Consider the following 25,738-nt stretch of genomic DNA (forward strand, 5'->3'; position numbering starts at 1 on the left):
CATGGCTCGGCATGAGAAAGGGGCGCCGCGGCGCCCCTTTTTTCTTGTCGCTACTGCAGCGTCTCGCTGCCCGGCTGCTGCCGCAGCTCCGCGGTGAACAGCCCGCCGACATCGACCGCGTCGAAGTGGTACTGCAGGCCGCAGAACTCGCAGCCGACCTCGACCTCGCCGCGCTCCTCGAGCACCGAATCCACCTCCTCGCGGCCCAGGCTTTTCAGCATCTGACCAACGCGTTCGCGGGAGCAGGTGCAGGAGAACTGCGGCTGCTGCGGCTCGAAACGGCGCACCGTCTCCTCCCAGAACAGGCGGCGCAGGATGGTGTCCGCGTCCAGGCCCAGCAGTTCCTCCGGCGTCAGGGTGGCGGCCAGCATGCTGATGCGGTTGAAGTCCTCGGACTGGCCGATGCGGTCCTCGTTGCGCTCGGCGGCGGCCGTGCCTTCGATATTGCCCTCGCCCTTGACCGGCAGGCGCTGGATCAAGAGGCCCGCGGCGATCTCGTCGTTCGCGGCCAGCACCAGCTTGGTATCCAGCTGCTCGGACTGCAGCATGTAATGCTCCAGCACCTCGGAGAGCTTTTGCAGCGGCTCGCGCCGGTCGCCATGCAGCGGCACCACGCCCTGGTAGGGCTGCTGGCCCGGGAACTTGTCCTTCGGGTCCAGGGTGATCGCGCAGCGACCCTGGCCGTGCACGTTCAGCATCGCCTCCAGCCGTGCGCCGGCCGGCACCTCGCCCACCACCTTGGCGGTGGTGCGAAAGCTCAGGTCGGGCTGCACCTCGGCCACGGCCAGCTTGACCGGCCCGTCGCCCAGCACCTGCAGCACCAGGGCGCCGTTGAACTTGATGTTCGACTGCATCAGCACGCCCGCCGCGGCCATCTCGCCCAGCAGCTGGCGCACCTCGGCGGGGTAGGCATCGCGCGAGGCACGGCGCTTCAGCACCTCCTGCCAGCTGCCGGTCAGGCGCACCAGCATGCCGCGCACCGGCAGGCCTTCGAACAGGAATTTGTGCAGTTCACTCATCGGGGATTCAACCTCAAACAATCTTCTTCAGCTCCGCCGCGTAGCGACGCGAATTCGCTATGTAGTGGCGGGCGCTTCTTTTTAAACCGTCGATCTGCTCGGGCGTCAGCTCGCGCAGCACCTTGGCCGGGCTGCCGACGATCAGCACCCCATCCGGAAACTCCTTGCCCTCGGTCACCAGCGCACCGGCGCCGACCAGCGAGTTCTTGCCGATGCGCGCGCCGTTCAGCACCACCGCGCCGATACCGATCAGCGAGTTCTCGCCGACCGTGCAGCCATGCAGCATCACCTGGTGCCCGACCGTGACGCCCTCGCCCAGCACCAGCGGGAAGCCGGCATCGGCATGCAGCACCGAGCCGTCCTGGATGTTCGTGCCGCGGCCGATCGTCAGCTGCTCGCTGTCGCCGCGCAGGGTGGCGTTGAACCAGACGCTGGCGTCCTCGGCCAGGCTCACCCGCCCGATCACCTGGGCCGAGTCGGCCACCCAGGCGGAATCCGCCACCTCGGGAACATGGTCGCCCAGCTGATAGATGGCCATCGGATCACTCTCCCGCCTGTTGTGCCAGTAACCGATTTTACGGGGCCTGTCCCTCACCCCCTGGGGGGCTCCGGCGCGACCGGGCCCGGTGCTATAAACCGCGCGGCCCGGCAAGCGGGCCCACACAACAATCCGGGAGGACGGCCATGCCGACAAGTTTCTCGTTGCTGCAGCCGCTGCGCGCGGCCCCGCGTCTTCACCAGGCGCTGCGCCTGCCCATCGGCGCCCTGTGCCTCGGCCTGCTCGGCGCCTGCGGCGGCGGGGGTGGCAGTAGCGCCGACAGCGGCGCGCCCATCGTGCCGGCGCCGGTCAACGGCCTGGGCATCAACGCGGGCAACTACCAGCAGGTGGCTCAGGCCGCGGTGTCCTCCTCCGCCTACCTGCTGAGCACCGGTGACCTGGCGCTCAGCGATACGCCCGGCGCCGGCCTGGGGCGGCTGGCCGAAAGCCCGCTGGCCAAGGCCCAGCTGGCGCGCCCCGCGGCGGTGAACAACCGCACCCTGCCCTGCACGCTGGGTGGCAGCCTGCTGCTGAGCGCCGACGACAAGAACAACAACGGCAAGTTCGACACCGGCGACAGCGTCAGCACCGAGGCCCGCGGCTGCCGCGAGGACGACATGACCATCCAGGGCAAGCTGGCGTTCAGCGCCAAGTCCCTGAGCGGCGACTTCGGCAGCAACAATTACAGCGCCACCCTGCAGCTGAGCCTGGGCGATTTCGCGGTCACCGAGGCCGGCGACACCGTCACCGGCAACGGCAGCCTGGAGATGCAGGTCGCGGTGGCCTCCGGCGCGGTGGAGCTCACGCTGGCGGTCGACAGCTTCACCGTCAGCGGCAGCGACGGCGGCCTGAGCTTCAGCCATACCGTGCGCGATGCCCGCCTGACCCTGCGCATCCCGTCCTCCGGCAGCCAGACCAGCAGCATGAGCGCCACCTTGAGCGGCAACCGGCTGGAGAACAAGAGCGTGCGCGTCGACACGCAAGAGGCCTTCGTGACCGCGGCCAATGCGGATTTCCCGAGCAGCGGCCGGATGCTGGTCAGCGGCGCCAACGGCTCCAAGGTCCGCATCAGTGCCCAGAACACCAACCAGGCGCTGGTGGAGCTGGACGCGGACGGCGATGGCACCTTCGAGACCCGCTCGACCAAGGCCTGGGCCGAGCTGCGCTGACCCTCCCGCCGGGGCGGCGGGCGTATCATGCCGCCCCTGCGATGAACGACGACAACGACGACCTCCGCTGCGAAGCCCTGCGCGTGCTGTGCCTGCGCGATCCGGCCGACAAGGCCGCCGCGGCCCGGGCGCTGCATGCCGGCGGCGCGCCCGCCCGGCCACTGGACCCGCAACGCAAGATCCCGCGCCCCGACGGCCTGCCCGGCCGCCCCGAGCGCCCACGCCTGGTGCCGACCCTGCAGGTGCCCAAGCGTTCACCCTTCACGACCGAGGGCCGCGCCGCACTGATCCATGCGATCGCGCATATCGAGTTCAATGCGATCAATCTGGCGCTGGACGCGGTCTGGCGCTTTCCGGGCATGCCCGCCGACTTCTATCTCGACTGGCTGAAGGTGGCCGCCGAGGAGGCGCTGCACTTCGGCCTGCTGCACGAGCATCTGCAGACCCTGGGCTTTAGCTACGGCGACTTCGACGCCCATGACGGCCTGTGGACCATGGCCGAGCGCACCGCCGGCGATGTGCTGGCGCGCATGGCCCTGGTGCCGCGCACGCTCGAAGCGCGCGGCCTGGACGCGACGCCGCCGCTGCAGGCCAAGTTCGCGAAGGCCGGCGACCCGCGCGCGGTCGAGATCCTGGACATCATCCTGCGCGACGAGGTCGGCCATGTCGAGATCGGCAACCGCTGGTACCGCCATCTCGCCCGCCAGCGCGGGCTGGACCCGGTCGCGATCTATCCGGAGCTGGTCCAGCGCTACGAGGCGCCGCGGCTGCGCCCGCCCTTCAATCTGGCGGCGCGCGAGGCGGCCGGCTTCAGCGCTGAGGAGCTGGCCTATCTGCAGGCCGATCCCTCGGCCGACCCGCCACCGCCGGGCTGAGCGCGGCGGGGCTTGTTCGTAGAATCGCGGGTTTTGCCCCAGCGAGCCGCCATCTTGACCCGCATCCAAGCCAATCTGCTGCTCGTCGTCATTGCGCTGATCTGGGGCTCGGCCTTTGTCGCGCAAAGCCATGGCATGGCCGACATCGGCCCGATGGCCTTCACCGGCGTGCGCTTCCTGATCGGCACCCTGGTGGTCGCACCGCTGATGTGGCGCGAATGGCAGGGCCTGGCGCGCCAGCAGCGGCCGCTGGCCCGTGGCGACGGCCTGAAGATCGCCGGCCTGGGCAGCCTGCTGCTGCTGGGCGCGGCGATGCAGCAGATCGGCATCGTCTCGACCACGGTCACCAATGCCGGCTTCCTGACCGCGCTCTATGTGCCGCTGGTACCGGTGCTGGGCTGGCTGCTGCTGCGCCATCTGCCGCATTGGTCGGTCTGGCCGGGCGCGCTGGCCTGCCTGGTCGGCGCGTTTTTGCTGTCCGGCGCGCATGAGCTGAACATCGGCCCGGGCGACGCCTGGGTGATCGCCTCGGCCCTGCCCTGGGCTCTGCACGTGCTGCTGGTGGGCCGGGTGGCCGACCGCATGGCCGCGCCCTTCCTGGTCGCCGGCGGGCAGTTCTTCGTTTGCGGGCTGCTGGCGCTGGCCTATGCGCTGTGGTTCGAGCCGCTCACTTGGGCCGGGCTGCAGGCCGCGGCGCTGCCGATCGCCTATACCGGCATCCTGTCGGTCGGCGTGGCCTTCACAGCCCAGGTCGTGGCCCAGCGCTATGCCCATGCGGCGGACGCCGCGATCATCCTCTCGTCGGAGACCCTGTTCGCCGCGATCTTCGGCTATCTGATGATGGGCGACCGCCTAGGCCCGGCCGGGCTGGTGGGCTGCGGGTTGATCCTGCTGAGCCTGCTGGCGGTGCAACTGCTGCCGATGCTGAACCGCCGAAACACCTGAAACAAAAAAATCAGTAGTTACCCTGATTTTTGTCATAGGGTTTTCACCAATCTCGGCGATACTCCTTTCCAAGCCGCGAACCCGCGGCCCCCAGGAAGGAAGAAAGAGAAAGATCGCCATGAGCAGCATCCCCCACTTCATCGCCCAATCCCGCCACTATCTGCTGGCCGGCAACCACAACGCCGCACTGGACATGCCCAAGCTCGAAAGCTGGGGCCACGCCGCCGTGCTGGCCGCCTTCTGCCTGCTGGCCCTGGCCGCGCTGAGCGGCGGCTGAACCACCGCAGCCCGGCCGCCCGGCGGCGGGCTCAGAGCTCGAAGCCGGTCGTCTTCTTGACCGTGCGGAGCACCAGCATCGAGTTCGCGCGGGCCACGCCCGGCAGGTGCATCAGCACCTCGCCATGCACCCGCTCCAGGTCCTCGGCATCCTTGTAGGCGAAGCGCACCAGGTAGTCATTGCTGCCGGCGACGAAGAAGCAGTCCAGGATCTCCGGCACATCGCGCACCGCCTGCTCGAAGGCGGCCAGTGCCTGCGGCGTGGTCCGCTCCAGATTGATGATCGTGAAGCTGGTGCCCGGCCGTCCCACGGCCTTGGGGTTCACCAGCGCCACATACTGCGCGATCACCCCGCCCTCCTCCAGCTGCTTGACCCGTCGCAGGCAGGCCGAGGGGCTCAGGTGCACCCGCTGCGCCAGCTCCACATTGGAGAGGCGCCCATCGCGCTGCAATTCGTTCAGGATGCCGCGGTCGATCGCATCCAGTTGCACTTCCGAGCCCATCGTTCGAATTTCCTGCGGTTGAGTCGCCGGACTATCGCATGAACATGCAGAACTTCGGGTTTACGCGGCCCGGGGACGCATGCACATTGCGCGCGCGCTTGCCTAGACTGGAGCGATCTTCAGGAGCCCGCCATGACCGACACCAAGCTCGACGCCTACTGGATGCCCTTCACCGCCAACCGCCAGTTCAAGAAGGCGCCGCGCCTTTTGACCCGCGCCGACGGCATGTACTTCACCGACGACAAGGGCCGCCAGGTGCTGGACGGCATCGCGGGCCTGTGGTGCGTCAACGCCGGCCACAACCGGCCCAAGATCGTGCAGGCCATCCAGGCCCAGGCGGCCGAACTGGATTTCGCGCCGCCCTTCCAGATGGCGCACCCCAAGGCCTTCGAGCTGGCCGAGCGGCTGGCTGCCATCATGCCCAAGGGCCTGTCCAAGGTCTTCTACACAAACTCGGGCTCCGAGTCGGTGGACACCGCGCTGAAGATGGCGATCGCCTACCACCGCGTGCGCGGCGAAGGCTCGCGCACACGCCTGATCGGCCGCGAGCGCGGCTACCACGGCGTCAACTTCGGCGGCATCTCGGTTGGCGGCATGGTCGCCAACCGCAAGATGTTCGGCACCATGCTGGGCGGCGTCGACCATATCCGCCATACCCATGACCCGGCGCGCAACGGCTTCTCGGTGGGCCAGCCCGCCCATGGCGCCGAGTTCGCCGACGACCTGGAGCGCCTGGTCGCGCTGCACGATGCTTCCACCATCGCCGCCGTGATCGTCGAGCCGGTGGCCGGCTCCACCGGCGTGCTGATCCCACCCCAGGGCTATCTGCAGCGCCTGCGCGAGATCTGCGACAAGCACGGCATCCTCTTGATCTTCGATGAGGTCATCACCGGCTTCGGCCGCACCGGCAACCCCTTCGCCGCCCAGACCTTCGGCGTCACGCCGGACCTGATGACAGTGGCCAAGGGCCTGACCAACGGCTGCGTGCCGATGGGCGCGGTGTTCGCCTCCGACAAGATCCACGACGCCTTCATGACCGGGCCCGAGCACCTGATCGAGTTCTTCCACGGCTATACCTACTCGGCGCATCCGCTGGCCTGTGCCGCCGCCCTGGGCACGCTGGACACCTATGCCGAGGAAGGCCTGCTGACCCGCGCGGCCGAGCTGCAGGGCTACTTCGCCGAATGCCTGCATTCGCTGAAGGGCGAGCCCAACGTGATCGACGTGCGCAATATCGGCCTGGTCGGCGGGGTCGAACTCAGCCCCCTGCCCGGCGAGCCGGCCAAGCGCGCCTTCAATGTGTTCCTGGACTGCTGGGACAAGGGCGTGCTGGTGCGCACCACCGGCGACACCGTCGCACTCTCGCCGCCGCTGATCATCGAGCGCTCGCATATCGACCAGATCATCGACACCCTGCGCGGCGCGCTGCGACGAGCCGCCTGAAAACAAGGCATGATGGGGCCAACGCTGTTGGCCCCGGTTGTTTATGACGAGTCGTAGCTCCGATCGCAGAAAGCCCGTGGTGCTGGTGCCGGCCTGCAACCGCATGATGGGTGACCACCCCTTCCACATGGCCGGCAAGAAGTACCTGGATGCCGTGCGCCTGGCCGGCTGCCTGCCGCTGATCGTGCCAAGCGCCGCGCCGGACGAGCTCGACGCGCTGCTGGATCTGGCCGATGGCCTGCTGCTGACCGGCTCCAAGAGCAATGTGCACGCCAGCCATTACGGCGAGAGCACCCATGACGAAGCGCTGCCGCAGGACCGGGTGCGCGACGACTGGGTGCTGCCGCTGATCCCCAAGGCGATCGCGCGCGGCCTGCCGCTCCTGGCCATCTGCCGCGGCTTCCAGGAGGCCAATGTCGCCCTGGGCGGCAGCCTGCACCAGGCGGTGCAGGAGCAGCCGGGCCTGAATGACCACCGCGCCGCGCCCGGCACGCCGGACGAGCAGTACGACTTCGCGCATGAGGTCGCGCTCCAGCCCGGCGGGCTGCTGGCGGATCTGCTGGCAGCGCCGCGCATCCAGGTGAACTCGCTGCACGGCCAGGGCATCAAGCGCCTGGCGCCGGGGCTCAAGATCGAGGCCCTGGCCGACGACGGCCTGGTCGAGGCCTTCAGCGTCGAGGCCGCCCGCGGCTTCGCGCTATGCGTGCAATGGCATCCGGAATGGAAGGCTGACGCCAACCCCGTCTCGCAGCGCATCCTGGCCGCCTTCGGCGCGGCCTGCCGCAGCTACCAGGGTCGCGACCCGGAGACCTAGCGCCGCGGCCCCAGCACTTTCCCAGTCCGATTCCCTGAACAAGATGAGGAGCAAGAAACATCATGGCGGCCCGAGACGAATTCACCTTCAGCGAGCTGGACCAATGGTTCCGCGAGCGGCGCGTCACCGAGATCGAATGCCTGGTGCCCGATCTCACCGGGGTGGCGCGCGGCAAGATCCTGCCGCGCGAAAAGTTCACCGAGGATCGCGGCATGCGCTTGCCCGAGGCGGTGGTCGCGATGGGCGTCACCGGCGAGTTCCCGGCCGAAGGCCCCTATTACGACGTCATCAGCCCCACCGACACCGACATGCATCTGCGCGCCGACCCGACCACGGTGCGCATCGTGCCCTGGGCCACCGACCCCACCGCCCAGATCATCCATGACTGCTTCGACCGCCAGGGCCGGCTGATCCCCTTCGCGCCGCGCTCGGTGCTGCGCCGGGTCTGCGAGCTCTATGCGGCCGAGGGTTGGCAGCCGGTGGTGGCGCCGGAGCTGGAGTTCTACCTGGTCGCACGCAACACCGACCCCGACATGCCGCTGAAGCCGCCGGTGGGCCGCAGCGGCCGCGCCGAGACCTCGCGCCAGGCCTACTCGATCGACGCGGTCAACGAGTTCGACCCGCTGTTCGAGGATGTCTACGACTACTGCGAGAAGATGGAACTGAACGTGGACACCCTGATCCACGAGATCGGCGCCGGCCAGATGGAGATCAACTTCTTCCACGGCCAGCCGCTGGCCCTGGCCGACGAGGTGTTCCTGTTCAAGCGCACGGTGCGCGAGGCGGCGCTGCGCCACGACATGTTCGCCACCTTCATGGCCAAGCCGATCGCCGGCGAGCCCGGCAGCGCGATGCATGTGCACCAGAGCCTGCTGGACAAGAGCACGGGCCTCAACATCTTCAGCAATGCCGACGGCTCGGCCAGCCGCGAGTTCCACTGGTTCATCGGCGGGCTGCAGAAATACGTGCCGGCCGCGATGGCCCTGTTCGCGCCCTATGTGAACAGCTACCGGCGCCTGGCCCGCTTCACCGCCGCGCCAATCAACATCCAGTGGGGCACCGACAACCGCACCGTCGGCATCCGCGCGCCGGTGGCGCCGCCGGCGAACCGGCGCCTGGAGAACCGCGTGATCGGCGCTGATGCGAATCCCTATGTGGCCCTGGCCGCGACCCTGGCCTGCGGCTACCTGGGCCTGAAGCACCGCATCGAGCCCATGCCCGAGTGCAAGGGCGACGCCTACCTGGGCGACTACCAGCTGCCGCGCAGCCTGGGCGAGGCGCTGGAGCTGCTGCGCGCCGAGAAGGAGCTGGCCGCGGTGCTGGGCGAGTCCTTCGTCACCGTCTACACCGAGATCAAGGAGATCGAGTACGCCGAGTTCATGAAGGTGATCTCGCCCTGGGAACGCGAGCACCTCTTGCTCCATGTCTGAGAAGGAGGAGAAGCCCATGAGCCCTCACACCGCCCAGATCGAGAAGCGCAGCACCCGTGACTGGCAGGCCGCCGATGCCCGCCATTTCCTGCATCCCTTCACCGACTACCGGCAGCTGGCCGGCCGCGGCGCCCGCATCATCGAGCGCGCCGACAACATCTACCTCTGGGACAGCGAGGGCCACAAGATCCTCGACGCGATGAGCGGCCTGTGGTGCGTCAATGTCGGCTACGGCCAGCAGGCCCTGATCGACGCCGCGACGCGCCAGCTGCGCGAGCTGCCCTTCTACAACGCCTTCTTCCAGACCAGCACCCCGCCGGCCATCGAGCTGGCCGAGACCCTGGCCGAGCTCGCGCCCGAGGGCTTCGAGCATGTGTTCTTCACCGGCTCCGGCTCCGAGGGCAACGACACCATCGTGCGCATGGTGCGGCGCTTCTGGGACCTGCAGGGCCAGCCGCAGCGCGACATCATCATCGGCCGCATCAACGGCTACCACGGCTCCACGATGGCCGGCGCCTCGCTGGGCGGCATGGCCGCGATGCATGCCCAGGGCGGCCTGCCGATCCCCGGCATCGCGCATATCGGCCAGCCGCATTGGTTCGGCTCCGACCGCAGCCTGGACCGCGAGGCCTTCGGCGAGCAGGCCGCCGCCTGGCTGGAGGCCAAGATCCTGGCCCTCGGGCCGGATCGGGTGGCGGCCTTCATCGGCGAGCCGGTGCAGGGCGCCGGCGGCGTGATCGTACCGCCGGCCAGCTACTGGCCGGCGATCCAGCGCATCGCCGACAAGTACGGCATCCTGCTGGTCAGCGACGAGGTGATCTGCGGCTTCGGCCGCACCGGCCAATGGTTCGGCTGCCAGACCCTGGGCTTTCGCCCCGACCTGATCACCTTCGCCAAGGGCGTCAGCTCCGGCTATATCCCGCTGGGCGGGGTGCTGGTCGGCGCGCGCGTCGCCCGCGCGCTGATCGATCAGGGCGGCGAGTTCGAGCATGGGTTTACCTACTCCGGCCACCCGACCGCCTGCGCGGTGGCGCTGGCGAACCTGCGCCTGATCCGCGAGCTGGATCTGGTGCGCAAGGTGCGCGAGGACATCGGTCCCTATCTGGCGCGCGGCCTGGCGGCCATCGGCGCGCACCCGCTCGTTGGCGAGGTCCAGCATTGCGGCATGATGGCGGCGCTGCAGCTGGTGCGCGACAAGCACACGCTCGCCACCTTCGATCCCGCGCTGGCGGTGGGCATGGTATGCCGCGCCCATTGCTTCCGCGAGGGCCTGATCATGCGCGCGGTCGGCGACCGCATGATCGTCGCGCCGCCGCTGGTGATGACGCGCGAGCAGGTCGACGAGATGCTGGCCCTGGTGCGCCGCTGCCTGGACCTGAGCTGGAACGAACTCCAAGAGAGACAACTGTTATGACGGACAAGACCTGGCACCAGCGTGCCGCCGAACTGCCCCTGGACGGCCGCGCCTTCATCGGCGGCGAACGCCGCGCCGCGTTGGACGGCCAGAGTTTCGACAAGCATTCCCCCGTCGATGGCCGGCGCCTGGCCGCCATCGCGCGCGGCCAGGCCGCCGACATCGATGCCGCGGTCGCCAGCGCGCGCCGTGCCTTCGAGGACCGGCGCTGGGCCGGCAAGCCGCCGGCCGCGCGCAAGAAGGTCCTGCTGCGCTTCGCCGACCTGATCCTCGCCGCGCGGGACGAGCTGGCCCTGTTCGAGACCCTGGACATGGGCAAGCCGATCCAGTACTCGCTGGCGGTCGACGTGCCGGCCACCGCGCGCTGCATCGCCTGGTATGCCGAGGCCGTCGACAAGGTCTACGACGAGATCGCGCCGACCGCCGCCAACGCCCTGGCCCTGATCCAGCGCGAGGCGATGGGCGTGATCGGCGTGATCGTGCCCTGGAACTACCCGATGATCATGGCCGCCTGGAAGCTGGGGCCGGCCCTGGCCGCCGGCAACTCGGTGGTGCTCAAGCCCAGCGAGAAGTCGCCGCTGAGCGCGCTGCGCCTGGCCGAGTTGGCCCTGCAGGCGGGCCTGCCCGAGGGCGTGTTCAATGTCGTGCCCGGCTATGGCCATGAGGCCGGCGAGGCGCTGGCCCTGCACATGGAGGTCGACGCGATCGGCTTCACCGGCTCCACCCGCACCGGCCGGCGCATGCTGGACTATGCCGGCCGTTCCAACCTGAAGCGGGTCTACAACGAGCTGGGCGGCAAGTCGGCCTTCCTGGTCTTCCCCGATTTCGACGATCTGGCGCGCGCCGCCAAGACCGTGGCCGGCGCCATGTTCTTCAACCAGGGCGAGAGCTGCAATGCGCCCTCGCGCGTGCTGGTGCACGAGAGCATCGCCGAGCAGTTCGTCGAGCTGGTCGCCGCCCAGGCGCCGCGCTACCAGCCGGGCGACCCGCTGGACGCGCAGACCGTGATGGGCGCGATCGTCGACGCGACCCAGCTGAACACCGTGATGGGTTACATCGAGTCCGGCAAGGCCGAGGGCGCCCGCGCGGTGACCGGCGGCCGGCAGGCGCGCGCCGACAGCGGCGGCTTCTATGTCGAGCCCACCGTGTTCGACGGCGTGGCGCCGCAGATGAAGATCGCGCGCGAGGAGATCTTCGGCCCGGTGATGAGCGTGCTGCGCTTCAAGGACGAGGCCGATGCCCTGGCCCAGGCCAATGCCAGCCCCTATGGCCTGGCCGCCAGCGTCTGGAGCTCGAACCTGGACCGCGCACACCGCGTCGCCCGCGCGCTGCGCGCCGGCACCGTGCATGTGAACCAGTATGACGAGGACGACCTGACGGTGCCCTTCGGCGGCTACAAGCAGAGCGGCAACGGGCGCGACAAGTCGCTGCACGCCTTCGACAAGTACACCGAGCTGAAAACCACCTGGATCCGCATCAACGGCGCCTGAGCGTTTTTCTACTGCGCCACCACCAGGCGTCGTTGGCCAGTGCTCGGAATCCTCACGTACAGAAAGTACGTTCCGGTTCCTGTGCGCCGTCCGCCTAGCCTGGCGGCGGCTCGCGACGAAAAACGCTCAGGCGGGGCCGGCGAATCCGTTACAGCCGCGGCGCGGCGATCGGCCCGCCGGCCAAGGGGCCGCCCTCGCCCATCTCGGGCAGCACATAGACGACGCCGCGCTGGCGCCCCAGCAGCGGCGCGACCACCTCGTCGTAGAAGGCGCCGGCCACCACAACGCAGCCCAGCGAGATGCGCTTGTCCTCGGCCTCGTCCGAGGCCAGGCGCTGCGGCCGGCGCTCGGCGGCGGGCGCGGGCCGCAGGCGGTGGATCGCCAGCGCGGCCTCGTAGTCGAACCAGACGATGGCCTCGCCCTTCAGATTGCGCCCGGGTTCGGAATCGAAGCGGCCGGCCGGCGTGATGCGCTCGCCCGGCGGGATGCCGCTCAGCACCTTCTGACCGACGCCCGGCGGCGACACATCGCCGCGGGCCAGGCCCAGCAGCGCCGGGCTGGCGCCGGCCAGGCGGCCATCGGCATGGAAGACATAGAGCCGCGCGGCCTTCTTGTCGATGATCGCGAAGGGGCGGCCCCGGGCGTCGCCGTCCAGCGCCAGGCCGGCGGTGCGCCGCACCTCGGTCGGAAAGGATTCAAAACGAGAGGGAGAGTTCGGCGCCGATGCCAGCGCACAGCCGCCCGCCACCGCCATCCAGGCGCCCAGCGCCCAACGCATCATCCAACCAGAAGCCATACTGCCCGCCATCCGTCATGTCCGCTGCGTCCAAGCCGGACGCGAGGAAGCACGCGATTGCCAGGCTTTTGTTGCAAGCGAATGCTACGGGAGACGGGCGCGCGCCAGCCCCGGAGAAGCCCCCGGTTTGGCCCGCTGCTGCGCAATTTGGGCGGATTTCAGCGCGAAGCTGTAACCGTGGCGGCGTCCCTCAGCGCAGGGAACACCGATTCCAGGCTGCGCTGCTCGGGCAGCACATAGACGATGCCGCCGCGGCCGCGGAAACCCGGCCACAGCACCTGCTCGAAGAAGGCCGGCGGCATGTTGACGCAGCCGAAGCTGATGCGGTTGTCGCGCGGCGATGGCGAGGCCAGGCGCTCCGCCCGGCGCTCGCGCGGGTCGGTCAGGCGCACCCGGTGCATCGACACCGCGGCCTCGTAGTCGACCCAGACCACCTCCTCGCCCAGCGCATTGCGCCCCGGTTCGGCCAGGAAGCGGCCGGCCGGCGTCGTGCGTTCCTCGGGCCGCACCTGATCGATCGGGCGCTGGCCGATGCCGGCCACGCTGTCGTCGCCGGCGGCATAGCCCAACAGCACCGGCGTCGCGCCGCGCAGGCGCCCGCCGGGCTCGAACACCAGCACCTGGGCCTGGCGCTTGTCGATGATGGCAAAGGGCCGCGCGCCGTTGTCGGCCGCGGCCACGACCCAGGCCGCGACGCGGCGCGCAGCCGGCGAGACCTTGGCCCCGTTGAGATCCAGGCGGCGCTCCGAGACCGGTTCGGTCGTTGCCGGCTTGGGCGTCGGCGATGTCGGCCGTGGCGGCCAGCCGCCCGGTTTGACCGGCGGTATCAGCAGGGCCAGCAGGGCCGCGCCAATCAGCAGGCCCAGTTTCAGCCCGTCCAGCCAGGCGCCGGGCGGATCGGCGGGAGCGGTGGTCGGGGATGACAGCGAGGAGGGAAAGACAAGCGCCCCCCGGCAGCGCGAGGGCGCCAGGAGGCGGGACGGACGCATGGGTCGCCGCCGGTTTTTAGTTGCGGTCGGCCTGCGGTGCGCGCTCGGTCATCGGCTCGGGCGTGCTGCTGTTCGCGCTGTCGCTGGGCTGGCTGCTCGGGGCCGGCGTGCTGCTGGTGGCATTGGTGGCCGCGCTGTCGCTGGGCGCCACCGTGGAGCTCTGTTCCGGCTGGCTGCTTTGCTGCGGCATGCCCTGCTCCTGCGGCAGCTGCTGTTGCGTGGGCTGCTGAGCGGTCGTATCGGCCGGGGCGGTCTCGGTGCTCGACTGGGCATAGGCAAAGCCGATGGCACCGACCAGGGTGACGGCGGCCAGGCCGGCGCTGAGCGTCTTGGATGTGGTCATGTCGTACTCCTTCGTAATGACAGATGGAAGAAGAGGGAGGAAAGCAACCGGCCTTCGCAACCGGCTGAGTCCAGTCTAGGTAGCGCGCCGCGCGGCGCTTGTGGGTCTGCGGCGCGGCCTGCTGTAGGACAAGCGGCACAGCGGGATGGCCGACGCGCCATCCGGTGCTCGCACGGCGAGCGCCGGACCCGCGGCATGATGCGAGGCCAACTCCAAAGCCCAAGCCTTGCCGCCCTCGCCCGCTGTTCCCTGGTTTGCCTACGCCTGCCTGGCCCTGTCCACCGGCCTGGTCGGCAGCTATGTGGGCCTGTCCAAGCTGCTCCTGCTGGCCTTCCCGGTGTTCCTGCTGGCCTGGCTGCGCTTCGGCATCGCGGCGCTGCTGATGGCGCCCTGGGTCAAGCGCGCGCCCGAGGAACCGCGCCTGGACGCGCGCTCGCGCCGGCTGCTGTTCCTGGAATCCTTCATCGGCAACTTCCTGTTCTCGATCTGCCTGCTGTTCGGGCTGCAGCGCTGTTCGGCGGTGGTGGCCGGCGTGATCCTGGCCGGCATCCCGGCTGCGGTGGCGCTCCTGAGCTGGCTGCTGCTGGGCGAGCGCATTGCGCGGCGGGTGCTGGCCGGCATCGCCTGCTGCGTGCTGGGCATCGCGCTGGTGGCCGGCGGCAAATCCGGCGCCGGCGAGACCTCCGCGCTGGGCGCCCTGCTGCTGCTGGCCGCGGTGTTCTGTGAGGCCGCCTATGTGGTGATCGGCAAGCAGCTGACCGCGCGGGTCTCGGCCCGGCGCATCAGCAGCCTGATCAACCTCTGGGGCCTGGCCCTGGTGACACCGCTGGGCCTGTGGCAGGCGCTGAGCTTCGATTTCACCGCGCCGGCGCTTTCGGACTGGGCGCTGCTGGGCTTTTATGCTGCGGCGGCCAGCATGATCACGCCCTGGCTATGGATGAGCGGCCTGGCCCGCGTGCCGGCGGCGCAGGCCGGCGTGTTCATGGTCTTCCTGCCGATGGCCACCGCGCTGGTGGGCCTGCTGCTGCTCGGCGAGCGCATCAGCGGCGCCCAACTGCTGGCCTATGGCCTGGCGCTGGCCGGCGTGCTGCTGGCCACCGCACCAAGACGCTTGCGGGCATGACCCTCCCAACAAAAGCTATGGTCGGGGCCGCCGGCACCGTCCTATCGATGCCCTACCATTGAGCGCGCATGCCGCCCCACACCAAGCCTCCCCACCTCCTCCCCGCCCCCGGCGCCGCCTTCGAAACCTGGCGCGACTGGGTCGCCCGCTTCGCCGCCCTGCTGACGGATGCGCCGGCCGACGCCTCGCCGATCGCCGCGGCCGCGGCCCGGCCGGGGCATTGCATGATCTTCTCGCCGCACCCGGACGATGAATGCATCGTCGGCGCGCTGCCGCTGCGCTTGGCGCGCGAGGCCGGCTGGCGCGTCACCAATGTCGCGGTCACCCTGGGCAGCCGGCCCGAGCGGCGCGAGCCGCGCTGGCGCGAGCTGGAGGCCGCCTGCGCGGTGCTGGGCTTCGACAATATGCGCCCGACCGAGCAGGGCCTGGCCCAGGTCCGCACCGAAACCGAGCTCCAGTCGCCCCAGCTCTGGCGCGCCCATCGGCGCTGCATCGCCGAGCTGCTGCAGGAGGAACGGCCCGATCTGGTGCTGGCCCCGCATGCCGGCGACGGCAACCCGACCCACAAGGGCGTGCACAAGCTGCTGACCCAGGCCCTGAGCGAGACCGGCCTGCCCTGCCTGCTGGCCGAGACCGAGTTCTGGGCCACGATGGAGACGCCCAACTGCCTGGTCGAGAGCGGCATCGACGACACCGCGCGCCTGGTGCAGGCCCTGGCCTGCCACCTCGGCGAGATCGAGCGCAACCCCTACCACCTGCGCCTGCCGGCCTGGCTGGCCGATGGCGTGCGCCGCGGCGGCGAGCTGATGGGCGGCGCCGGCAGCCAGCCGCCCGCCTATGCCTTCGGCACCCTGTACCGGCTGAGCCGCTGGGAAGGCGGCTCCCCGCAAGACCTGGCCCCGCAGCATTTCCCCGCCACCGCGCCGCTGAGCGGCCGCGAGTTCCTGCCCTGACATGAGCACCGACACGACTCCTCAACCCGCCTTCCTGCGCATCCACCAGTTCGCCGGCCTGAAGCCCGGGCCGCGCCTGCTGGTCAGCGCCGCCGTGCATGGCAACGAGGTTTGTGGCGTGGCCGCGATCCGGCGCGTGATCGACGCGCTGGACAGCGGCGCGCTGCGCCTGAACTGCGGCACCGTGAGCTTCATTCCCATCGTCAACCCGCTGGCGCACCAATTGGGCCGGCGCGAGGGCGATCGCAACCTGAACCGCAATCTGCGCCCGCCGGTGGTGCCGCAGGACTTCGAGGACCGCATCGCGACCCAGCTCTGCCGCTGGCTGGCCGAGCACGAGGTGCTGCTGGACCTGCACAGCTTCCAGGGCCAGGGCAAGCCCTTCGCGATGCTGGGCCCGCGCGACAACCGCGGCGAGCTGGAGCCCTTTGCCCATGCGCGCTCCGAGGGCCTGCTGGCCGCCTGCGTCGGCACCGAGCGCATCGTCGAGGGCTGGCTCTCGACCTATGCGCTGGGCCTGCAGCGCCGCGCGGCCCGCGCCGGCGACGGCAGCCGCCGCACCGCGCTGCAGCAGGACCCGCATTACGGCGTCGGCACCACCGAGTACATGCGCTCGCGCGGCGGCTATGGCATCACCCTGGAATGCGGCCAGCACCAGGATCCCGACGCGCCCGAGTTCGCCTACAAGGCCATCCTGCGCACCCTGGTGCTGCTGGGCATGGCGGATGCCGATGTGGTGGAGCCGCGCCCGGCGACCCCGCCCGAGCTGCTGCAGCTCTACGAGGTGGTCGACCGCGAGCATGAGGGCGACCGCTTCGAGCGCGCCTGGGCCAGCTTCGACCCGGTAGCCAAGGGCCAGCTGATCGGCACCCGCTTCGACGGCACACCGGTGCTGGCGCCGGATGACGGCCGCATCGTGTTCCCGGCCGCCCAGGGCCAGCCCGGCGCCGAGTGGTTTTACCTGGCGCGAGCAAGCTCGAGGCAAGTCGGCTAGATTCCTGGTCCTATGAAGATCGATTTCGTTTCCGACGTCTCCTGCCCCTGGTGCGCCATCGGCCTGAAGTCCCTGGAGCAGGCGCTGGCGCGCCTGCCCGAGCTGCAGGTCGAGCTGCATTTCCAGCCCTTCGAGCTGAACCCCGGCATGGCGCCCGAGGGCGAGGACATCGACGAGCATCTGGCCCGCAAGTACGGCCTGCCGCCGGCGCAGCTGGCGGCGAACCGCGAGCGCATCCGCGAACGCGGCGCCGCGCTCGGTTTCGATTTCGCGCAGGGCGCGCGCAGCCGCATCTACAACACCTTCGACGCGCACCGCCTGCTGCACTGGGCCGGCCTGCAGGGCGGCAGCCTGCAGCGCGAGCTGAAGCTCTCGCTGTTCCGCGCCTATTTCACCGAGGGCAAGGACCCGAGCAACCAGGCCCTGCTGCTGGAGCGCGCCGCCGCCGTCGGTCTGGATGCCGACGAGGCCCTGGCGGTGCTGGAAAGCGGCCGCTACGCCGACGAGGTGCTCGATGCCGAGTCGCTCTACCACTCGCTGGGCGTCAGCTCGGTGCCGGCGGTGATCATCAATGAGCAGCACCTGATCTCCGGCGGCCAGCCGCCGGAGGTGTTCGAGCAGGCGCTGCGCCAGATCGCGGCCGAGGCTGCAAGCGACTGAGCGACAAGCCGTACCCGGCTTGCGGCTCAGCGCGTACCCGCGATGAGTCACAATCAGACCATCCGTTTCATCAAACCGCCCCGCTCCCCCGGGGCGGTTGCATTTCCGATCACGACCGATGTTCAAGAACCTGACGATTTACCGCGTGGGCGCCGCCTGGCAGCCCACCCAGCAAGAGATGGAAGCCGCGCTGGCCAAGGGCCAGTTCCAGCCCTGCGGCGCGACCGAGCCGCTGTCGCTGGGCTGGGTGCCGCCGCGCGGCATCGAGCATGCGCCGCTGGTCGAGGTGATCGACGGCCACCTGCACCTGAAGCTGCAGATCGAATCGCGCGTGCTGCCGGGCTCGGTGGTGAAGGAGCGCGTCGACGAGATCGCCGCCCAGATCGAGGAGCAGACCGGCCGCAAGCCCGGCAAGAAGGCGCTGAAGGACCTGAAGGAACAGGCCACGCAGGAACTGCTGCCGCTGTGCTTCAAGAAGCGCAGCAGCATCCGCATCTGGATCGCGCCCGAGCAGCGCCTCCTGATGATCGACGCCTCCAGCCCGGCGCGCTGCGAGGAGGTGGTGAGCCTCTTGGTCAAGACCCTGGACGGCCTGGCCCTGCACCTGGTGCAGAGCGCCGAGGCGCCCGCCACCTGCATGGCCGCCTGGCTGATGGACGGCGTGCCGCCGGAGGGCTTCACGATCGACCGCGAATGCGAGCTCAAGAGCGAGGACGAGATGAAGTCCGTGGTGCGCTATGCCCGCCATGCGCTGGACATCGAGGAGGTGCGTCAGCACCTGAGCAGCGGCAAGCGCCCGACCAAGCTGGCGATGAGCTACAAGGACCGCGTCTCCTTCGTGCTGACCGACACCCTGGCCGTCAAGAAGATCGCCTTCCTGGACCTGGTGTTCGAAGGCCATGACAAGCCCGAGAAGGACGAGCAGTTCGACGCCGACGCGGTGATCGCCAGCGGCGAGCTGGGCGAGCTGATCCCGGCGCTGATCGAAGGCCTGGGCGGCGAGCATGACTTCCTGGCCTCGGCACCCGGTTCCGAACTGATCCCGCCCGATGTCACGGTGCTGGACCTGGACCAGGCCACGCCGGCCGCCGCGGCCCAGGCGCTGGAAACGCTGGAAAAGGCGCCCTGGGACTGAGCTCGGCCTGACGCGCGGCCTCGCTCAGCGCTGGCGCAGGTCCTGCAGCCAGGTGCCGGCGCTGCGCGCTTCCTCCTCATGCTCGGCGTCGCGCCAGGTTTCGGCCAGCGCGGCGCGGTACCAGTCCTGCAGCGAGGGCAGGTCCAGCAGGCGTTGCAGATAGGCCTGGGCCGGTGCGGAGAGCTTCGGGCCATAGGTCTGCGCGCGCAGCGCCACCGGCGCGAAGAAGGCGTCGGCCGCGCTGAAGGCGGCGCCGGCCACGAAGGGACCGCCGAAGCGCGCCAGGCCCTCGCACCACAGGGCATCGAGCCGCTGCCAGTCGCGCAGCAGGGCCGGTGGCCAGGGCTCGGCGATCGCGACGCGCAGGCCGCAGTTCATCGTGTTGAGCGTGCGCAGGCTGCCGAAGCCGGCATGCATCTCGGCCGTGGCGCTGCGCGCCCAGGCGCGCGAGCGCGCATCGGCCGGCCAGACGCGCGGCTCCTGCTCGGCCAGGTATTCGGTGATCGCCAGCGAGTCCCAGATCAGCAGCTCGCCGTCGCGCAGGCAAGGGACCTTGCCGCTGGGCGAGAAGGCGCGGAAGGCGGCCGCATCGCCGAAGGGATGCTGCTCCTCGCGAAAGGCGATGCCCAGCTCGCGCATCAGCAGCCAGGGTCGCAGCGACCAGGACGAGTAGTTCTTGTTGGCGATCAGCAGTTCCAGCATGGGGCCGGATCTTAAGCGGACGGCGGTTTGCCTGCCGCTGCCGCTACGGCCGCCTCGCGCAGCTTGTCCTTCTTGCTCTTGCGGGTCTTGCTCTTGATGCCGCCCGCGCCCGGCTCGGCCGGCGCCACGTCCTTGGGCTCGAAGCCGGCGATCTGCTCGCGCGGCACACGGGCCCCACAGCGCTTCTCGATCAGGCGGAAATGCGCCTCGGCCGCCGCCGGCACGAAGCTCAGCGCCACGCCGCTGGCGCCGGCGCGGCCGGTGCGGCCGATGCGGTGCGTGTAATCGGCCGGCGAGCGCGGCAGGTCGTAGTTCAGCACCGCCGGCAGCTCCGGGATGTCCAGCCCGCGCGCCGCCACATCGGTGGCCACCAACACCTGCACCGTGCCGGCCTTCAGCGCCGCCAGTACCTCGCGGCGCGTGCCCTGGCTGAGCTCGCCATGCAGGGCCGCGGCCTTGATGCCGGCCTTCCAGAGCTTGTCCGAGACCAACTCGGTCGCGTACTGGGTCGCGACGAAGACCAGCAGGCGCGACCAGCCTTCGCTGGCCAGCAGGTGGCGCAGCAGCGGCGTGCGCTTGGCCTCGTCGACCTGGATCGCGCGTTGCAGGATGTCCGGCGGCGCCTCGGCCGGCGCCTCGACGCGCAGCGGCTCGCGCAGCAGGCCGTCGGCCAGGGCCTGCACCGCCGGCGGGAAGGTGGCCGAGAAGAACAGGTTCTGGCGCCGCGCCGGCAGCAGAGCCAGGATGCGCTGCAGCTCGTCCGCGAAGCCCATGTCGAGCAGGCGGTCGGCCTCGTCCAGCACCAGCAGCTGCAGCGCGTCGAAGCGCAGCGCATTGTGCTCGACCAGATCCAGCAGCCGGCCCGGCGTCGCGACCAGCACATCGCAGCCGCCGCGCAGGCCCATCAGCTGCGGGTTGATCGAGACGCCGCCGAAGGCCACCGAGATCTTGAGCTTGCCCGGCAGCAGGCGCGCGATGTCGCGCAGTGCCTCGGCGATCTGCGCGGCCAGCTCGCGTGTCGGCGCCAGCACCAGCGCGCGCAGGCGCCGCCCCTCCCCGCCCGCCTGCAGCGCCCTCTGCAGCAGCGGCAGGCCGAAGGCCAGGGTCTTGCCGGCGCCGGTGGCGGCCTGGCCCAGCAGGTCACGGCCGGCCAGCGCCGGCGGGATCGCCGCGGCCTGGATCGGGGTCGGGTCTTGATAGTCGAGCTCGGACAGGACCTTCAGCAGCGCAGGCTCAAGGCCCAGGGGAGCAAATGACATGGAATGAATGAGAGAGAAGAAAGTAGGTTCGGGCTCAGCCGCCGAACAGGCTGCCCTGCTCGCCGCCGAGCTGGCCGGTGGCGCGCGCCTCGATCAGCAGCAGGCGCTGCTTGGTGGCCAGGCCGCCATGGGAGGAAAAGCCGCCCTTGCTGCCGCTGCCGGGTGTGGGCAGCACGCGGTGGCAGGGCACGATCGGCGCGAAGGGGTTGTGACCCTCGGCCTGGCCGACCGCGCGCGCCGCGCCGGGCTGGCCCAGGCGCGCCGCCACCTCGCCATAGCTGAGGGTCTGGCCGACCGGGATGCGACGCGTCAGCGCCAGTACCTCGCGGTTGAACTCGGGCAGCGCGCTGTCGTCCAGCTCCAGCTCCAGCAGGTCACGCGGCTCGCCGGCCAGCAGCGCGCGCACGCCCGCGATCGCATGCCGGATCGGCGCCGGCAGCTCGTCCGGCAGCGGCAGCTCGCGCGCCGCAGGGAAGCGCGCCCGCATGCGGTCGCGCGTCGCGCCGGCGTTTTCCTCCGGCAGCTGCGAGCCGACGATGACCGCGCGCTCGTTCCAGGCCATGCCGCAGCAACCCAGCGGAGTCTCGTAGCAATGGAAGAAGAGGCGAGGCGGCATGCGAAAGGGGCTCGAAGGGGCTCGGTGAGGGAGCGGAGCTGACGCCAGCAGCGCACGCGCCATTTTACAGGCCGGGTCGCAAGGCCCCTCAGAGCGCCCTGGGCAGCTTCTTCGCCGGGGCTCGCCCCGGCGCGCCATAGGCGGCCAGAAAGGTCGCCACCGCCGCCTCGGCATAGCGCTCCAGCTCGGCCTTGCTGCTGCGGTGCTCGCCGGTGAACATCGCGCGGTTAAGCGGGATCCACAGCAGCAGGCCGGCGAAGTGATGCGCGGCCAGGACCGGGTCGGGCAGCACCAGCCCCGAGCGCTGCGCCATGCGCTCGAAGCCGGCCGCCAGGGTCTCGATCACGCGGCCGAAGCCGCGCTCGTACCAGGCCCGCCCCACCGCCGGAAAGCGGTCCGCCTGTGCGATCACCATGCGGCGCAGCTGCAGCATCTGCGGCCGCAGCAAGGCCTGCAGCAGCTTGCGCGCCAGCAACGACAGGGCCTCGGCCGGCTCGGCATCGGCCGCCAGGGTCTCGGCCACCAGATGCATCGCGACGGCGATCTGGTCGATCGTCGCCTCGACCACCTCGGCATAGAGCCGCTCCTTGTCGGCGACATGCTTGTAGACGGTCGCCTTGGAGACCCCGGCGCGATTCGCCACATCGTCCATCGTCGTGAGGTCGTAGCCCTTCTCCAGGAACAGGGCCGTGGCCGCCTCGAGGATCTGCTGCTGCTTCTGCTGGGCCCGCAGCTCCGAGCGCGACATCTCCGGCGGGTCTTCTTCCTTGCTGAGCTGCTTGTCCATGGGCGGCAGTCTAGCGCCGCCACCGCACTTGACAGGCATCAAGAGCGCGGGCACATTGCAAACAACTAAACCAAACAGTTCAGTTTTATTTCAAACCATCAGGCCGCAGGGAGCATCACATGAACCAACAAGCCACGATGGGCGGCACGGCCCAGCCGACGCCCAACCAAGCCCGGAAGATCCGCAGCGCACGCCTGCTGGCCTGCGGCATCGTCAGCACACCCCTCTTCTATCTGCTGGCCCTGCTGCAGCTGATCGCGCAGCCGGGCTATGACATCCAGCAGCTGCCGCTCAGCTACCTGAGCCTGGCCCGCTGGGGCTGGCTGCAGGACCTGAACTTCATCGCCGCCGGGCTGCTCGCGCTGGCCGGCGCGGTCGGCGTGCGCCAATATCTGCGCGGTCAGCGCGGCGGCAGCTGGGGCGCGCTGCTGATCGGCGCCTACGGCATCGGCATGGTGCTGGCCGGCCTGTGCCCGCCGGACCCGGCCTTCGGGCTGCCGGACGGCACGCCGCCGGGGCCGGCCGCGGCCATGAGCGGCCGCGCCCTGGTCCATACGATCGGCTTCTTCCTGTCCTTCTTCTCGCTGATGGCGGCCACGCTGGTGTTCGCGCGCCGCTATGCGGGTCTGCAGCGGCGCGGCTGGATGGCCTACTGCCTGCTGACCGCGGGGCTCGCGCCCGTCCTGTTCGGTGCCGGCATGGCCTCGCCCTGGCCCGGCATCGTGATGGCCCTGACCGGCCTGCTGCTGTTCGGCTGGGTCTCGGTGATCACAGCGCAACTGCGCCGAGAGTCGCTGCGGCGCTGAGCGAATCGCGCAGGCGCGCCGCGCTGGCCAGCTCGGCCACCTCGGCCGCCGGCAGGGGCTTGAGCTTGTGGTCCGACCAGACCTGCCGCCAGCGGCGCGCGCCCGGCGTGCCATTCCACAGGCCCAGCGCATGGCGCATGCCATGCGACCAGGGCCGGCCCTGCAGCTGCTGCGCGCCCAGGTAGGCAACCCAGGCCGCTTCCACCGCCTCGCGGCCGGCGGCAGCCAGGACCGGGTTGGGCCGGCCGAAGAAGCGCGCGTCCCATTGCGCCATCTGCCAGGGCTCGTGATAGGCCTGGCGGCCGACCATCACGCCGTCGACATGCTCAAGCTGCTCGGCGATCTCGGCATCGCCCTTCAGGCCGCCGTTGATCACGATCGTCAGGTGCGGGAACTCGCGCTTCAGGCGGTGCACTAGCTCGTAGCGCAGCGGCGGGATCTCGCGGTTGTCCTTCGGCGACAGGCCCTGCAGCCAGGCATTGCGCGCATGCACGATGAAGACCTCGCAGCCGACCTCGGCCACCTGACCGATGAAGTCGCGCACGAACTCGTAGCTCTCGATCTTGTCGATGCCGATGCGGTGCTTGACCGTCACCGGGATGTTCGAGACCGCGTCGCGCATCGCCTTCACGCCATCCGCCACCAGGGCCGGCTCGGCCATCAGGCAGGCACCGAAGGCGCCCTTCTGCACCCGCTCGCTGGGGCAGCCGCAGTTCAGATTGACCTCGTCATAGCCCCATTGTTCGGCCAGCTTCGCGCAGGCCGCCAGATCCGCCGGCTCCGAGCCACCCAGCTGCAGCGCGACCGGATGTTCCTCGTCGTTGAAGTCCAGATGCCGCGGCCGGTCGCCATGCAGCAGGGCGCCGGTGGTCACCATCTCGGTGTACAGCCGGGTATGGCGGCTCAGCAGGCGATGGAAATAACGGCAATGACGATCGGTCCAGTCCAGCATCGGCGCGACGCTCAGGCGCCACGGGCTGCTGCCTTGCTGCTGCATGTCATTACTCATCACCACGATCCAAGCAAACACCAAGAAGAGAAAACGGAAACAGACGGCCGGGCCGGAGGTTTTCTCTCTCGGCCCGGCGCGTCGGGAACCCGGATTTTACGTGGCAGGGCCTTTAGCGGGCGGCGCTGGATCGAAAGGCCCCGCCCTCCCCCAGCTCAGGCCGGCAATACCCCGGCCCGTTCCGCATGCGGATCGGCCTGGCGCGGCCAGTAGTTGAGGTCGCGGTGGCGATAGGGGATCGCGGCGAAGTCGGGCGTGATGGCGCCCGGCGTGGCGGCGTAGACCACGGCCTTGGCGATGGGCGCGAAGTCGGCATGGAAATGCTGTGTCGACTTCACCACCACCAGCTTCTTGTCGGTCAGCGTGATGCCGATGCCCTGGAAGGCGTCGGTGCCAAAGATCTGCCCGCGCACCGAGGACAGCAGCAGGTGCAGGCCGTTCGCCGCCTCCACCCAGACGCAGCGCCCCATCGGCACGCGGCCGGTCATGCCCGGCAGGCCCTGCGTGTGCTTGTCGAGGATGTGGCGCACGGTCACGCGCAGGTCCACCGGCTCGCCGGAGCTGGGCCCGCATTTGCCGCCGACGCGCAGATCGACCACCGCCCCGACGCCGGCATCGCAGCATATCTGCACCGCCCCAAGATCCCAGAACGCGCCGATGACGACGTTGCCGATGCCGCGCTCCAGCACCCGCCGCAACACGAACGTGCTGTCACTCGGGGCGCCGCCGCCCGGGTTGTCCGCCACATCGGCCAGCACCACCGGGCCGCCTGGCACGGCCAGCGCGCGGTCCAGCGCGGCATCCAGCGGCATCGAGTTGTCGCCGGTCTGCTCGCGCAGTTCCCAGAACTCGCGGCCCAGTTGCTCGGCCAGGGCCTGGGCCTTGGCGGCATCGTTGTCGGTCACCACCCAGAGCTTGGCGCCGGACTCGGGCACATCGCCCCAAGGGAAACCATGGCCGAGCGAGACGGACAGCACGCCGTCCTTGCCTTCCAATGCCTGCATGCGCCGCACAAAGCCCGCCATCGGCTCGCGCGTGGTGTGCCACAGGCCTACCATCTTGCAATCGAACACGCCGGTGGTCGGCCGCACGCGACCCTGCATCATGTCCACCAGGATGCGGTAGAGCTCGCGGGCGCGCTCCTCGACGTCGATATGCGGGTACTCCTTGAAGGCGATGATCACATCGGCCGAGCGCTGCATCAGCGCGGTGAAATGACAGTGCAGGTCCAGTTCCACCCCGATCGGCACATCGGGCCCGACGATCTCGCGCACCCGCGCGATCAGGTCGCCCTCGCAGTCGTCATAGCCATCCGCCGCCATCGCGCCATGCAGGGTCAGCTGCACTGCCTGCACCGGCAGCGCGGCGCGCAGATCGTCCAGCACCTGGCCGCGCAGGTCCTCGTAGACCGCGCGCACGGTGCGGCCCAGCGGCTGGGCGAAGCTGCACAGGCTCTCCACCATCTGGTGCCCGTCGGCCTCGATCATGGTGCGCATGAAGCGCATCAGCGAGCCCGAGCCCTCGGGGGCAACGCGGCTGGCATCGCCGCGGTAGATGCCGAACTCCTCGAAACCACCCCAGCCGGTGGGCGCATAGGCAAAGGTGTTGGTCTCGGTGGTCAGTTGCGCCAGGAAAATCTTCATCTGCTGC

At 69.9% G+C, this 25,738-nt stretch carries 27 protein-coding genes; 15 read left to right on the top strand and 12 right to left on the bottom strand.

What is annotated here, in order from left to right; all coding sequences use genetic code 11:
- Window positions 1-50: 50 nt before the first annotated feature.
- Both G8A07_RS16305 and G8A07_RS16310 read right to left on the bottom strand, forming a co-directional pair.
- Window positions 51-1,019: an Hsp33 family molecular chaperone HslO gene (locus G8A07_RS16305; RefSeq protein ID WP_195793085.1), complete on the bottom strand. Its 969-nt coding sequence runs from the start codon at window positions 1,017-1,019 to the stop codon at window positions 51-53.
- A gap of 13 nt (window positions 1,020-1,032) precedes the next feature.
- Window positions 1,033-1,557 (bottom strand): gamma carbonic anhydrase family protein, encoded by a 525-nt coding sequence (locus G8A07_RS16310; protein ID WP_195793086.1) that lies wholly within the window; start codon window positions 1,555-1,557, stop codon window positions 1,033-1,035.
- A 146-nt stretch (window positions 1,558-1,703) separates the two neighbouring features.
- Between G8A07_RS16310 and G8A07_RS16315 the strand changes: the two genes are divergently transcribed.
- From G8A07_RS16315 to G8A07_RS16330, 4 genes are all read left to right on the top strand, one after another.
- Window positions 1,704-2,726, top strand: a complete 1,023-nt coding sequence (locus G8A07_RS16315) for a hypothetical protein (RefSeq protein ID WP_195793087.1) — start codon at window positions 1,704-1,706, stop codon at window positions 2,724-2,726.
- A gap of 41 nt (window positions 2,727-2,767) precedes the next feature.
- Window positions 2,768-3,601 (top strand): ferritin-like domain-containing protein, encoded by an 834-nt coding sequence (locus G8A07_RS16320; RefSeq protein ID WP_195793088.1) that lies wholly within the window; start codon window positions 2,768-2,770, stop codon window positions 3,599-3,601.
- A gap of 54 nt (window positions 3,602-3,655) precedes the next feature.
- Window positions 3,656-4,546 carry a DMT family transporter gene (locus tag G8A07_RS16325; RefSeq protein WP_195793089.1) on the top strand — a complete coding sequence of 297 codons (891 nt, stop codon included), beginning with the start codon at window positions 3,656-3,658 and terminating at the stop codon, window positions 4,544-4,546.
- Between the two features lie 118 nt (window positions 4,547-4,664).
- Window positions 4,665-4,823 carry a hypothetical protein gene (locus G8A07_RS16330; RefSeq protein ID WP_195793090.1) on the top strand — a complete coding sequence of 53 codons (159 nt, stop codon included), beginning with the start codon at window positions 4,665-4,667 and terminating at the stop codon, window positions 4,821-4,823.
- 31 nt (window positions 4,824-4,854) lie between these two features.
- Here G8A07_RS16330 and G8A07_RS16335 read toward each other — a convergent pair whose 3' ends face one another.
- Complete coding sequence (locus G8A07_RS16335) at window positions 4,855-5,325, bottom strand: Lrp/AsnC family transcriptional regulator (RefSeq protein WP_195793091.1); 471 nt, start codon at window positions 5,323-5,325, stop codon at window positions 4,855-4,857.
- Window positions 5,326-5,457: 132 nt separating this feature from the next.
- Here G8A07_RS16335 and G8A07_RS16340 point away from each other — a divergent pair, with 132 nt between their 5' ends.
- From G8A07_RS16340 to G8A07_RS16360, 5 genes are all read left to right on the top strand, one after another.
- The gene (locus G8A07_RS16340) at window positions 5,458-6,768 is read left to right on the top strand and encodes an aspartate aminotransferase family protein (RefSeq protein WP_195793092.1); all 1,311 of its coding nucleotides are present in this window, start codon (window positions 5,458-5,460) and stop codon (window positions 6,766-6,768) included.
- 43 nt (window positions 6,769-6,811) lie between these two features.
- Window positions 6,812-7,582, top strand: a complete 771-nt coding sequence (locus G8A07_RS16345; protein WP_195793093.1) for a gamma-glutamyl-gamma-aminobutyrate hydrolase family protein — start codon at window positions 6,812-6,814, stop codon at window positions 7,580-7,582.
- Between the two features lie 62 nt (window positions 7,583-7,644).
- Window positions 7,645-9,012, top strand: a complete 1,368-nt coding sequence (locus G8A07_RS16350; protein WP_195793094.1) for a glutamine synthetase family protein — start codon at window positions 7,645-7,647, stop codon at window positions 9,010-9,012.
- 16 nt (window positions 9,013-9,028) lie between these two features.
- Window positions 9,029-10,426, top strand: a complete 1,398-nt coding sequence (locus tag G8A07_RS16355) for an aspartate aminotransferase family protein (RefSeq protein WP_195793095.1) — start codon at window positions 9,029-9,031, stop codon at window positions 10,424-10,426.
- A complete protein-coding gene (locus G8A07_RS16360) occupies window positions 10,423-11,916 on the top strand; it encodes an aldehyde dehydrogenase (RefSeq protein ID WP_195793096.1) in 1,494 nt (497 codons plus the stop codon). Before G8A07_RS16355 ends, G8A07_RS16360 begins: the two co-directional genes overlap by 4 nt.
- 148 nt (window positions 11,917-12,064) lie before the next feature.
- On the opposite strand, the gene G8A07_RS16365 is transcribed toward G8A07_RS16360, so the two are convergent.
- The 3 genes from G8A07_RS16365 to G8A07_RS16375 form a co-directional block, all read right to left on the bottom strand.
- Window positions 12,065-12,697 carry a L,D-transpeptidase gene (locus tag G8A07_RS16365; protein ID WP_249937020.1) on the bottom strand — a complete coding sequence of 211 codons (633 nt, stop codon included), beginning with the start codon at window positions 12,695-12,697 and terminating at the stop codon, window positions 12,065-12,067.
- A 173-nt stretch (window positions 12,698-12,870) separates the two neighbouring features.
- The gene (locus G8A07_RS16370) at window positions 12,871-13,701 is read right to left on the bottom strand and encodes a hypothetical protein (protein ID WP_249937021.1); all 831 of its coding nucleotides are present in this window, start codon (window positions 13,699-13,701) and stop codon (window positions 12,871-12,873) included.
- 16 nt (window positions 13,702-13,717) lie between these two features.
- Window positions 13,718-14,044 (bottom strand): hypothetical protein, encoded by a 327-nt coding sequence (locus tag G8A07_RS16375; RefSeq protein ID WP_195793098.1) that lies wholly within the window; start codon window positions 14,042-14,044, stop codon window positions 13,718-13,720.
- 226 nt (window positions 14,045-14,270) lie between these two features.
- Between G8A07_RS16375 and G8A07_RS16380 the strand changes: the two genes are divergently transcribed.
- From G8A07_RS16380 to G8A07_RS16400, 5 genes are all read left to right on the top strand, one after another.
- The gene (locus tag G8A07_RS16380) at window positions 14,271-15,167 is read left to right on the top strand and encodes a DMT family transporter (protein WP_195793099.1); all 897 of its coding nucleotides are present in this window, start codon (window positions 14,271-14,273) and stop codon (window positions 15,165-15,167) included.
- Window positions 15,168-15,235: 68 nt separating this feature from the next.
- Window positions 15,236-16,120 (top strand): PIG-L deacetylase family protein, encoded by an 885-nt coding sequence (locus tag G8A07_RS16385; RefSeq protein WP_195793100.1) that lies wholly within the window; start codon window positions 15,236-15,238, stop codon window positions 16,118-16,120.
- A 1-nt stretch (window position 16,121) separates the two neighbouring features.
- Window positions 16,122-17,114, top strand: a complete 993-nt coding sequence (locus tag G8A07_RS16390; RefSeq protein WP_195793101.1) for a succinylglutamate desuccinylase/aspartoacylase family protein — start codon at window positions 16,122-16,124, stop codon at window positions 17,112-17,114.
- 12 nt (window positions 17,115-17,126) lie between these two features.
- Window positions 17,127-17,774 (top strand): DsbA family oxidoreductase, encoded by a 648-nt coding sequence (locus tag G8A07_RS16395; RefSeq protein ID WP_371816374.1) that lies wholly within the window; start codon window positions 17,127-17,129, stop codon window positions 17,772-17,774.
- Window positions 17,775-17,892: 118 nt separating this feature from the next.
- Window positions 17,893-18,909 carry a recombination-associated protein RdgC gene (locus tag G8A07_RS16400; protein WP_195793102.1) on the top strand — a complete coding sequence of 339 codons (1,017 nt, stop codon included), beginning with the start codon at window positions 17,893-17,895 and terminating at the stop codon, window positions 18,907-18,909.
- 24 nt (window positions 18,910-18,933) lie between these two features.
- Here G8A07_RS16400 and G8A07_RS16405 read toward each other — a convergent pair whose 3' ends face one another.
- From G8A07_RS16405 to G8A07_RS16420, 4 genes are all read right to left on the bottom strand, one after another.
- Window positions 18,934-19,611, bottom strand: coding sequence for a glutathione S-transferase (locus G8A07_RS16405; RefSeq protein ID WP_195793103.1), 678 nt, complete (start codon window positions 19,609-19,611; stop codon window positions 18,934-18,936).
- 11 nt (window positions 19,612-19,622) lie between these two features.
- Window positions 19,623-20,870 (bottom strand): DEAD/DEAH box helicase, encoded by a 1,248-nt coding sequence (locus G8A07_RS16410; RefSeq protein ID WP_195793104.1) that lies wholly within the window; start codon window positions 20,868-20,870, stop codon window positions 19,623-19,625.
- 34 nt (window positions 20,871-20,904) lie between these two features.
- A complete protein-coding gene (locus G8A07_RS16415; RefSeq protein ID WP_195793105.1) occupies window positions 20,905-21,486 on the bottom strand; it encodes a methylated-DNA--[protein]-cysteine S-methyltransferase in 582 nt (193 codons plus the stop codon).
- Window positions 21,487-21,574: 88 nt separating this feature from the next.
- Window positions 21,575-22,273, bottom strand: a complete 699-nt coding sequence (locus tag G8A07_RS16420) for a TetR/AcrR family transcriptional regulator (RefSeq protein ID WP_213086171.1) — start codon at window positions 22,271-22,273, stop codon at window positions 21,575-21,577.
- A gap of 119 nt (window positions 22,274-22,392) precedes the next feature.
- On the opposite strand from G8A07_RS16420, the gene G8A07_RS16425 reads away from it, so the two are divergent.
- Window positions 22,393-23,079 (top strand): DUF998 domain-containing protein, encoded by a 687-nt coding sequence (locus G8A07_RS16425; RefSeq protein ID WP_195793106.1) that lies wholly within the window; start codon window positions 22,393-22,395, stop codon window positions 23,077-23,079.
- Here G8A07_RS16425 and dusA read toward each other — a convergent pair.
- Together dusA and G8A07_RS16435 are read right to left on the bottom strand one after the other, a co-directional pair.
- On the bottom strand, window positions 23,042-24,088 hold the full coding sequence (gene dusA / locus G8A07_RS16430; RefSeq protein WP_249937022.1) for a tRNA dihydrouridine(20/20a) synthase DusA: 1,047 nt from the start codon (window positions 24,086-24,088) through the stop codon (window positions 23,042-23,044). The two genes, G8A07_RS16425 and dusA, sit on opposite strands and share 38 nt — an antisense overlap.
- A 155-nt stretch (window positions 24,089-24,243) precedes the next feature.
- Window positions 24,244-25,731: a M81 family metallopeptidase gene (locus G8A07_RS16435; protein ID WP_195793107.1), complete on the bottom strand. Its 1,488-nt coding sequence runs from the start codon at window positions 25,729-25,731 to the stop codon at window positions 24,244-24,246.
- Window positions 25,732-25,738: the final 7 nt, after the last annotated feature.

The organism is Roseateles sp. DAIF2, from assembly GCF_015624425.1.
Lineage (GTDB): Bacteria > Pseudomonadota > Gammaproteobacteria > Burkholderiales > Burkholderiaceae_C > Kinneretia.

Bases quoted from the DNA above. Each gene is read 5' to 3' on its own strand.
- G8A07_RS16305 (WP_195793085.1), bottom strand. From the start codon at position 1,019: ATGAGTGAACTGCACAAATTCCTGTTCGAAGGCCTGCCGGTGCGCGGC.
- G8A07_RS16310 (WP_195793086.1), bottom strand. From the start codon at position 1,557: ATGGCCATCTATCAGCTGGGCGACCATGTTCCCGAGGTGGCGGATTCC.
- G8A07_RS16315 (WP_195793087.1), top strand. From the start codon at position 1,704: ATGCCGACAAGTTTCTCGTTGCTGCAGCCGCTGCGCGCGGCCCCGCGT.
- G8A07_RS16320 (WP_195793088.1), top strand. From the start codon at position 2,768: ATGAACGACGACAACGACGACCTCCGCTGCGAAGCCCTGCGCGTGCTG.
- G8A07_RS16330 (WP_195793090.1), top strand. From the start codon at position 4,665: ATGAGCAGCATCCCCCACTTCATCGCCCAATCCCGCCACTATCTGCTG.
- G8A07_RS16335 (WP_195793091.1), bottom strand. From the start codon at position 5,325: ATGGGCTCGGAAGTGCAACTGGATGCGATCGACCGCGGCATCCTGAAC.
- G8A07_RS16340 (WP_195793092.1), top strand. From the start codon at position 5,458: ATGACCGACACCAAGCTCGACGCCTACTGGATGCCCTTCACCGCCAAC.
- G8A07_RS16345 (WP_195793093.1), top strand. From the start codon at position 6,812: ATGACGAGTCGTAGCTCCGATCGCAGAAAGCCCGTGGTGCTGGTGCCG.
- G8A07_RS16350 (WP_195793094.1), top strand. From the start codon at position 7,645: ATGGCGGCCCGAGACGAATTCACCTTCAGCGAGCTGGACCAATGGTTC.
- G8A07_RS16355 (WP_195793095.1), top strand. From the start codon at position 9,029: ATGAGCCCTCACACCGCCCAGATCGAGAAGCGCAGCACCCGTGACTGG.
- G8A07_RS16360 (WP_195793096.1), top strand. From the start codon at position 10,423: ATGACGGACAAGACCTGGCACCAGCGTGCCGCCGAACTGCCCCTGGAC.
- G8A07_RS16365 (WP_249937020.1), bottom strand. From the start codon at position 12,697: ATGATGCGTTGGGCGCTGGGCGCCTGGATGGCGGTGGCGGGCGGCTGT.
- G8A07_RS16370 (WP_249937021.1), bottom strand. From the start codon at position 13,701: ATGCGTCCGTCCCGCCTCCTGGCGCCCTCGCGCTGCCGGGGGGCGCTT.
- G8A07_RS16375 (WP_195793098.1), bottom strand. From the start codon at position 14,044: ATGACCACATCCAAGACGCTCAGCGCCGGCCTGGCCGCCGTCACCCTG.
- G8A07_RS16385 (WP_195793100.1), top strand. From the start codon at position 15,236: ATGCCGCCCCACACCAAGCCTCCCCACCTCCTCCCCGCCCCCGGCGCC.
- G8A07_RS16390 (WP_195793101.1), top strand. From the start codon at position 16,122: ATGAGCACCGACACGACTCCTCAACCCGCCTTCCTGCGCATCCACCAG.
- G8A07_RS16395 (WP_371816374.1), top strand. From the start codon at position 17,127: ATGAAGATCGATTTCGTTTCCGACGTCTCCTGCCCCTGGTGCGCCATC.
- G8A07_RS16400 (WP_195793102.1), top strand. From the start codon at position 17,893: ATGTTCAAGAACCTGACGATTTACCGCGTGGGCGCCGCCTGGCAGCCC.
- G8A07_RS16405 (WP_195793103.1), bottom strand. From the start codon at position 19,611: ATGCTGGAACTGCTGATCGCCAACAAGAACTACTCGTCCTGGTCGCTG.
- G8A07_RS16410 (WP_195793104.1), bottom strand. From the start codon at position 20,870: ATGTCATTTGCTCCCCTGGGCCTTGAGCCTGCGCTGCTGAAGGTCCTG.
- G8A07_RS16415 (WP_195793105.1), bottom strand. From the start codon at position 21,486: ATGCCGCCTCGCCTCTTCTTCCATTGCTACGAGACTCCGCTGGGTTGC.
- G8A07_RS16420 (WP_213086171.1), bottom strand. From the start codon at position 22,273: ATGGACAAGCAGCTCAGCAAGGAAGAAGACCCGCCGGAGATGTCGCGC.
- G8A07_RS16425 (WP_195793106.1), top strand. From the start codon at position 22,393: ATGAACCAACAAGCCACGATGGGCGGCACGGCCCAGCCGACGCCCAAC.
- dusA (WP_249937022.1), bottom strand. From the start codon at position 24,088: ATGAGTAATGACATGCAGCAGCAAGGCAGCAGCCCGTGGCGCCTGAGC.
- G8A07_RS16435 (WP_195793107.1), bottom strand. From the start codon at position 25,731: ATGAAGATTTTCCTGGCGCAACTGACCACCGAGACCAACACCTTTGCC.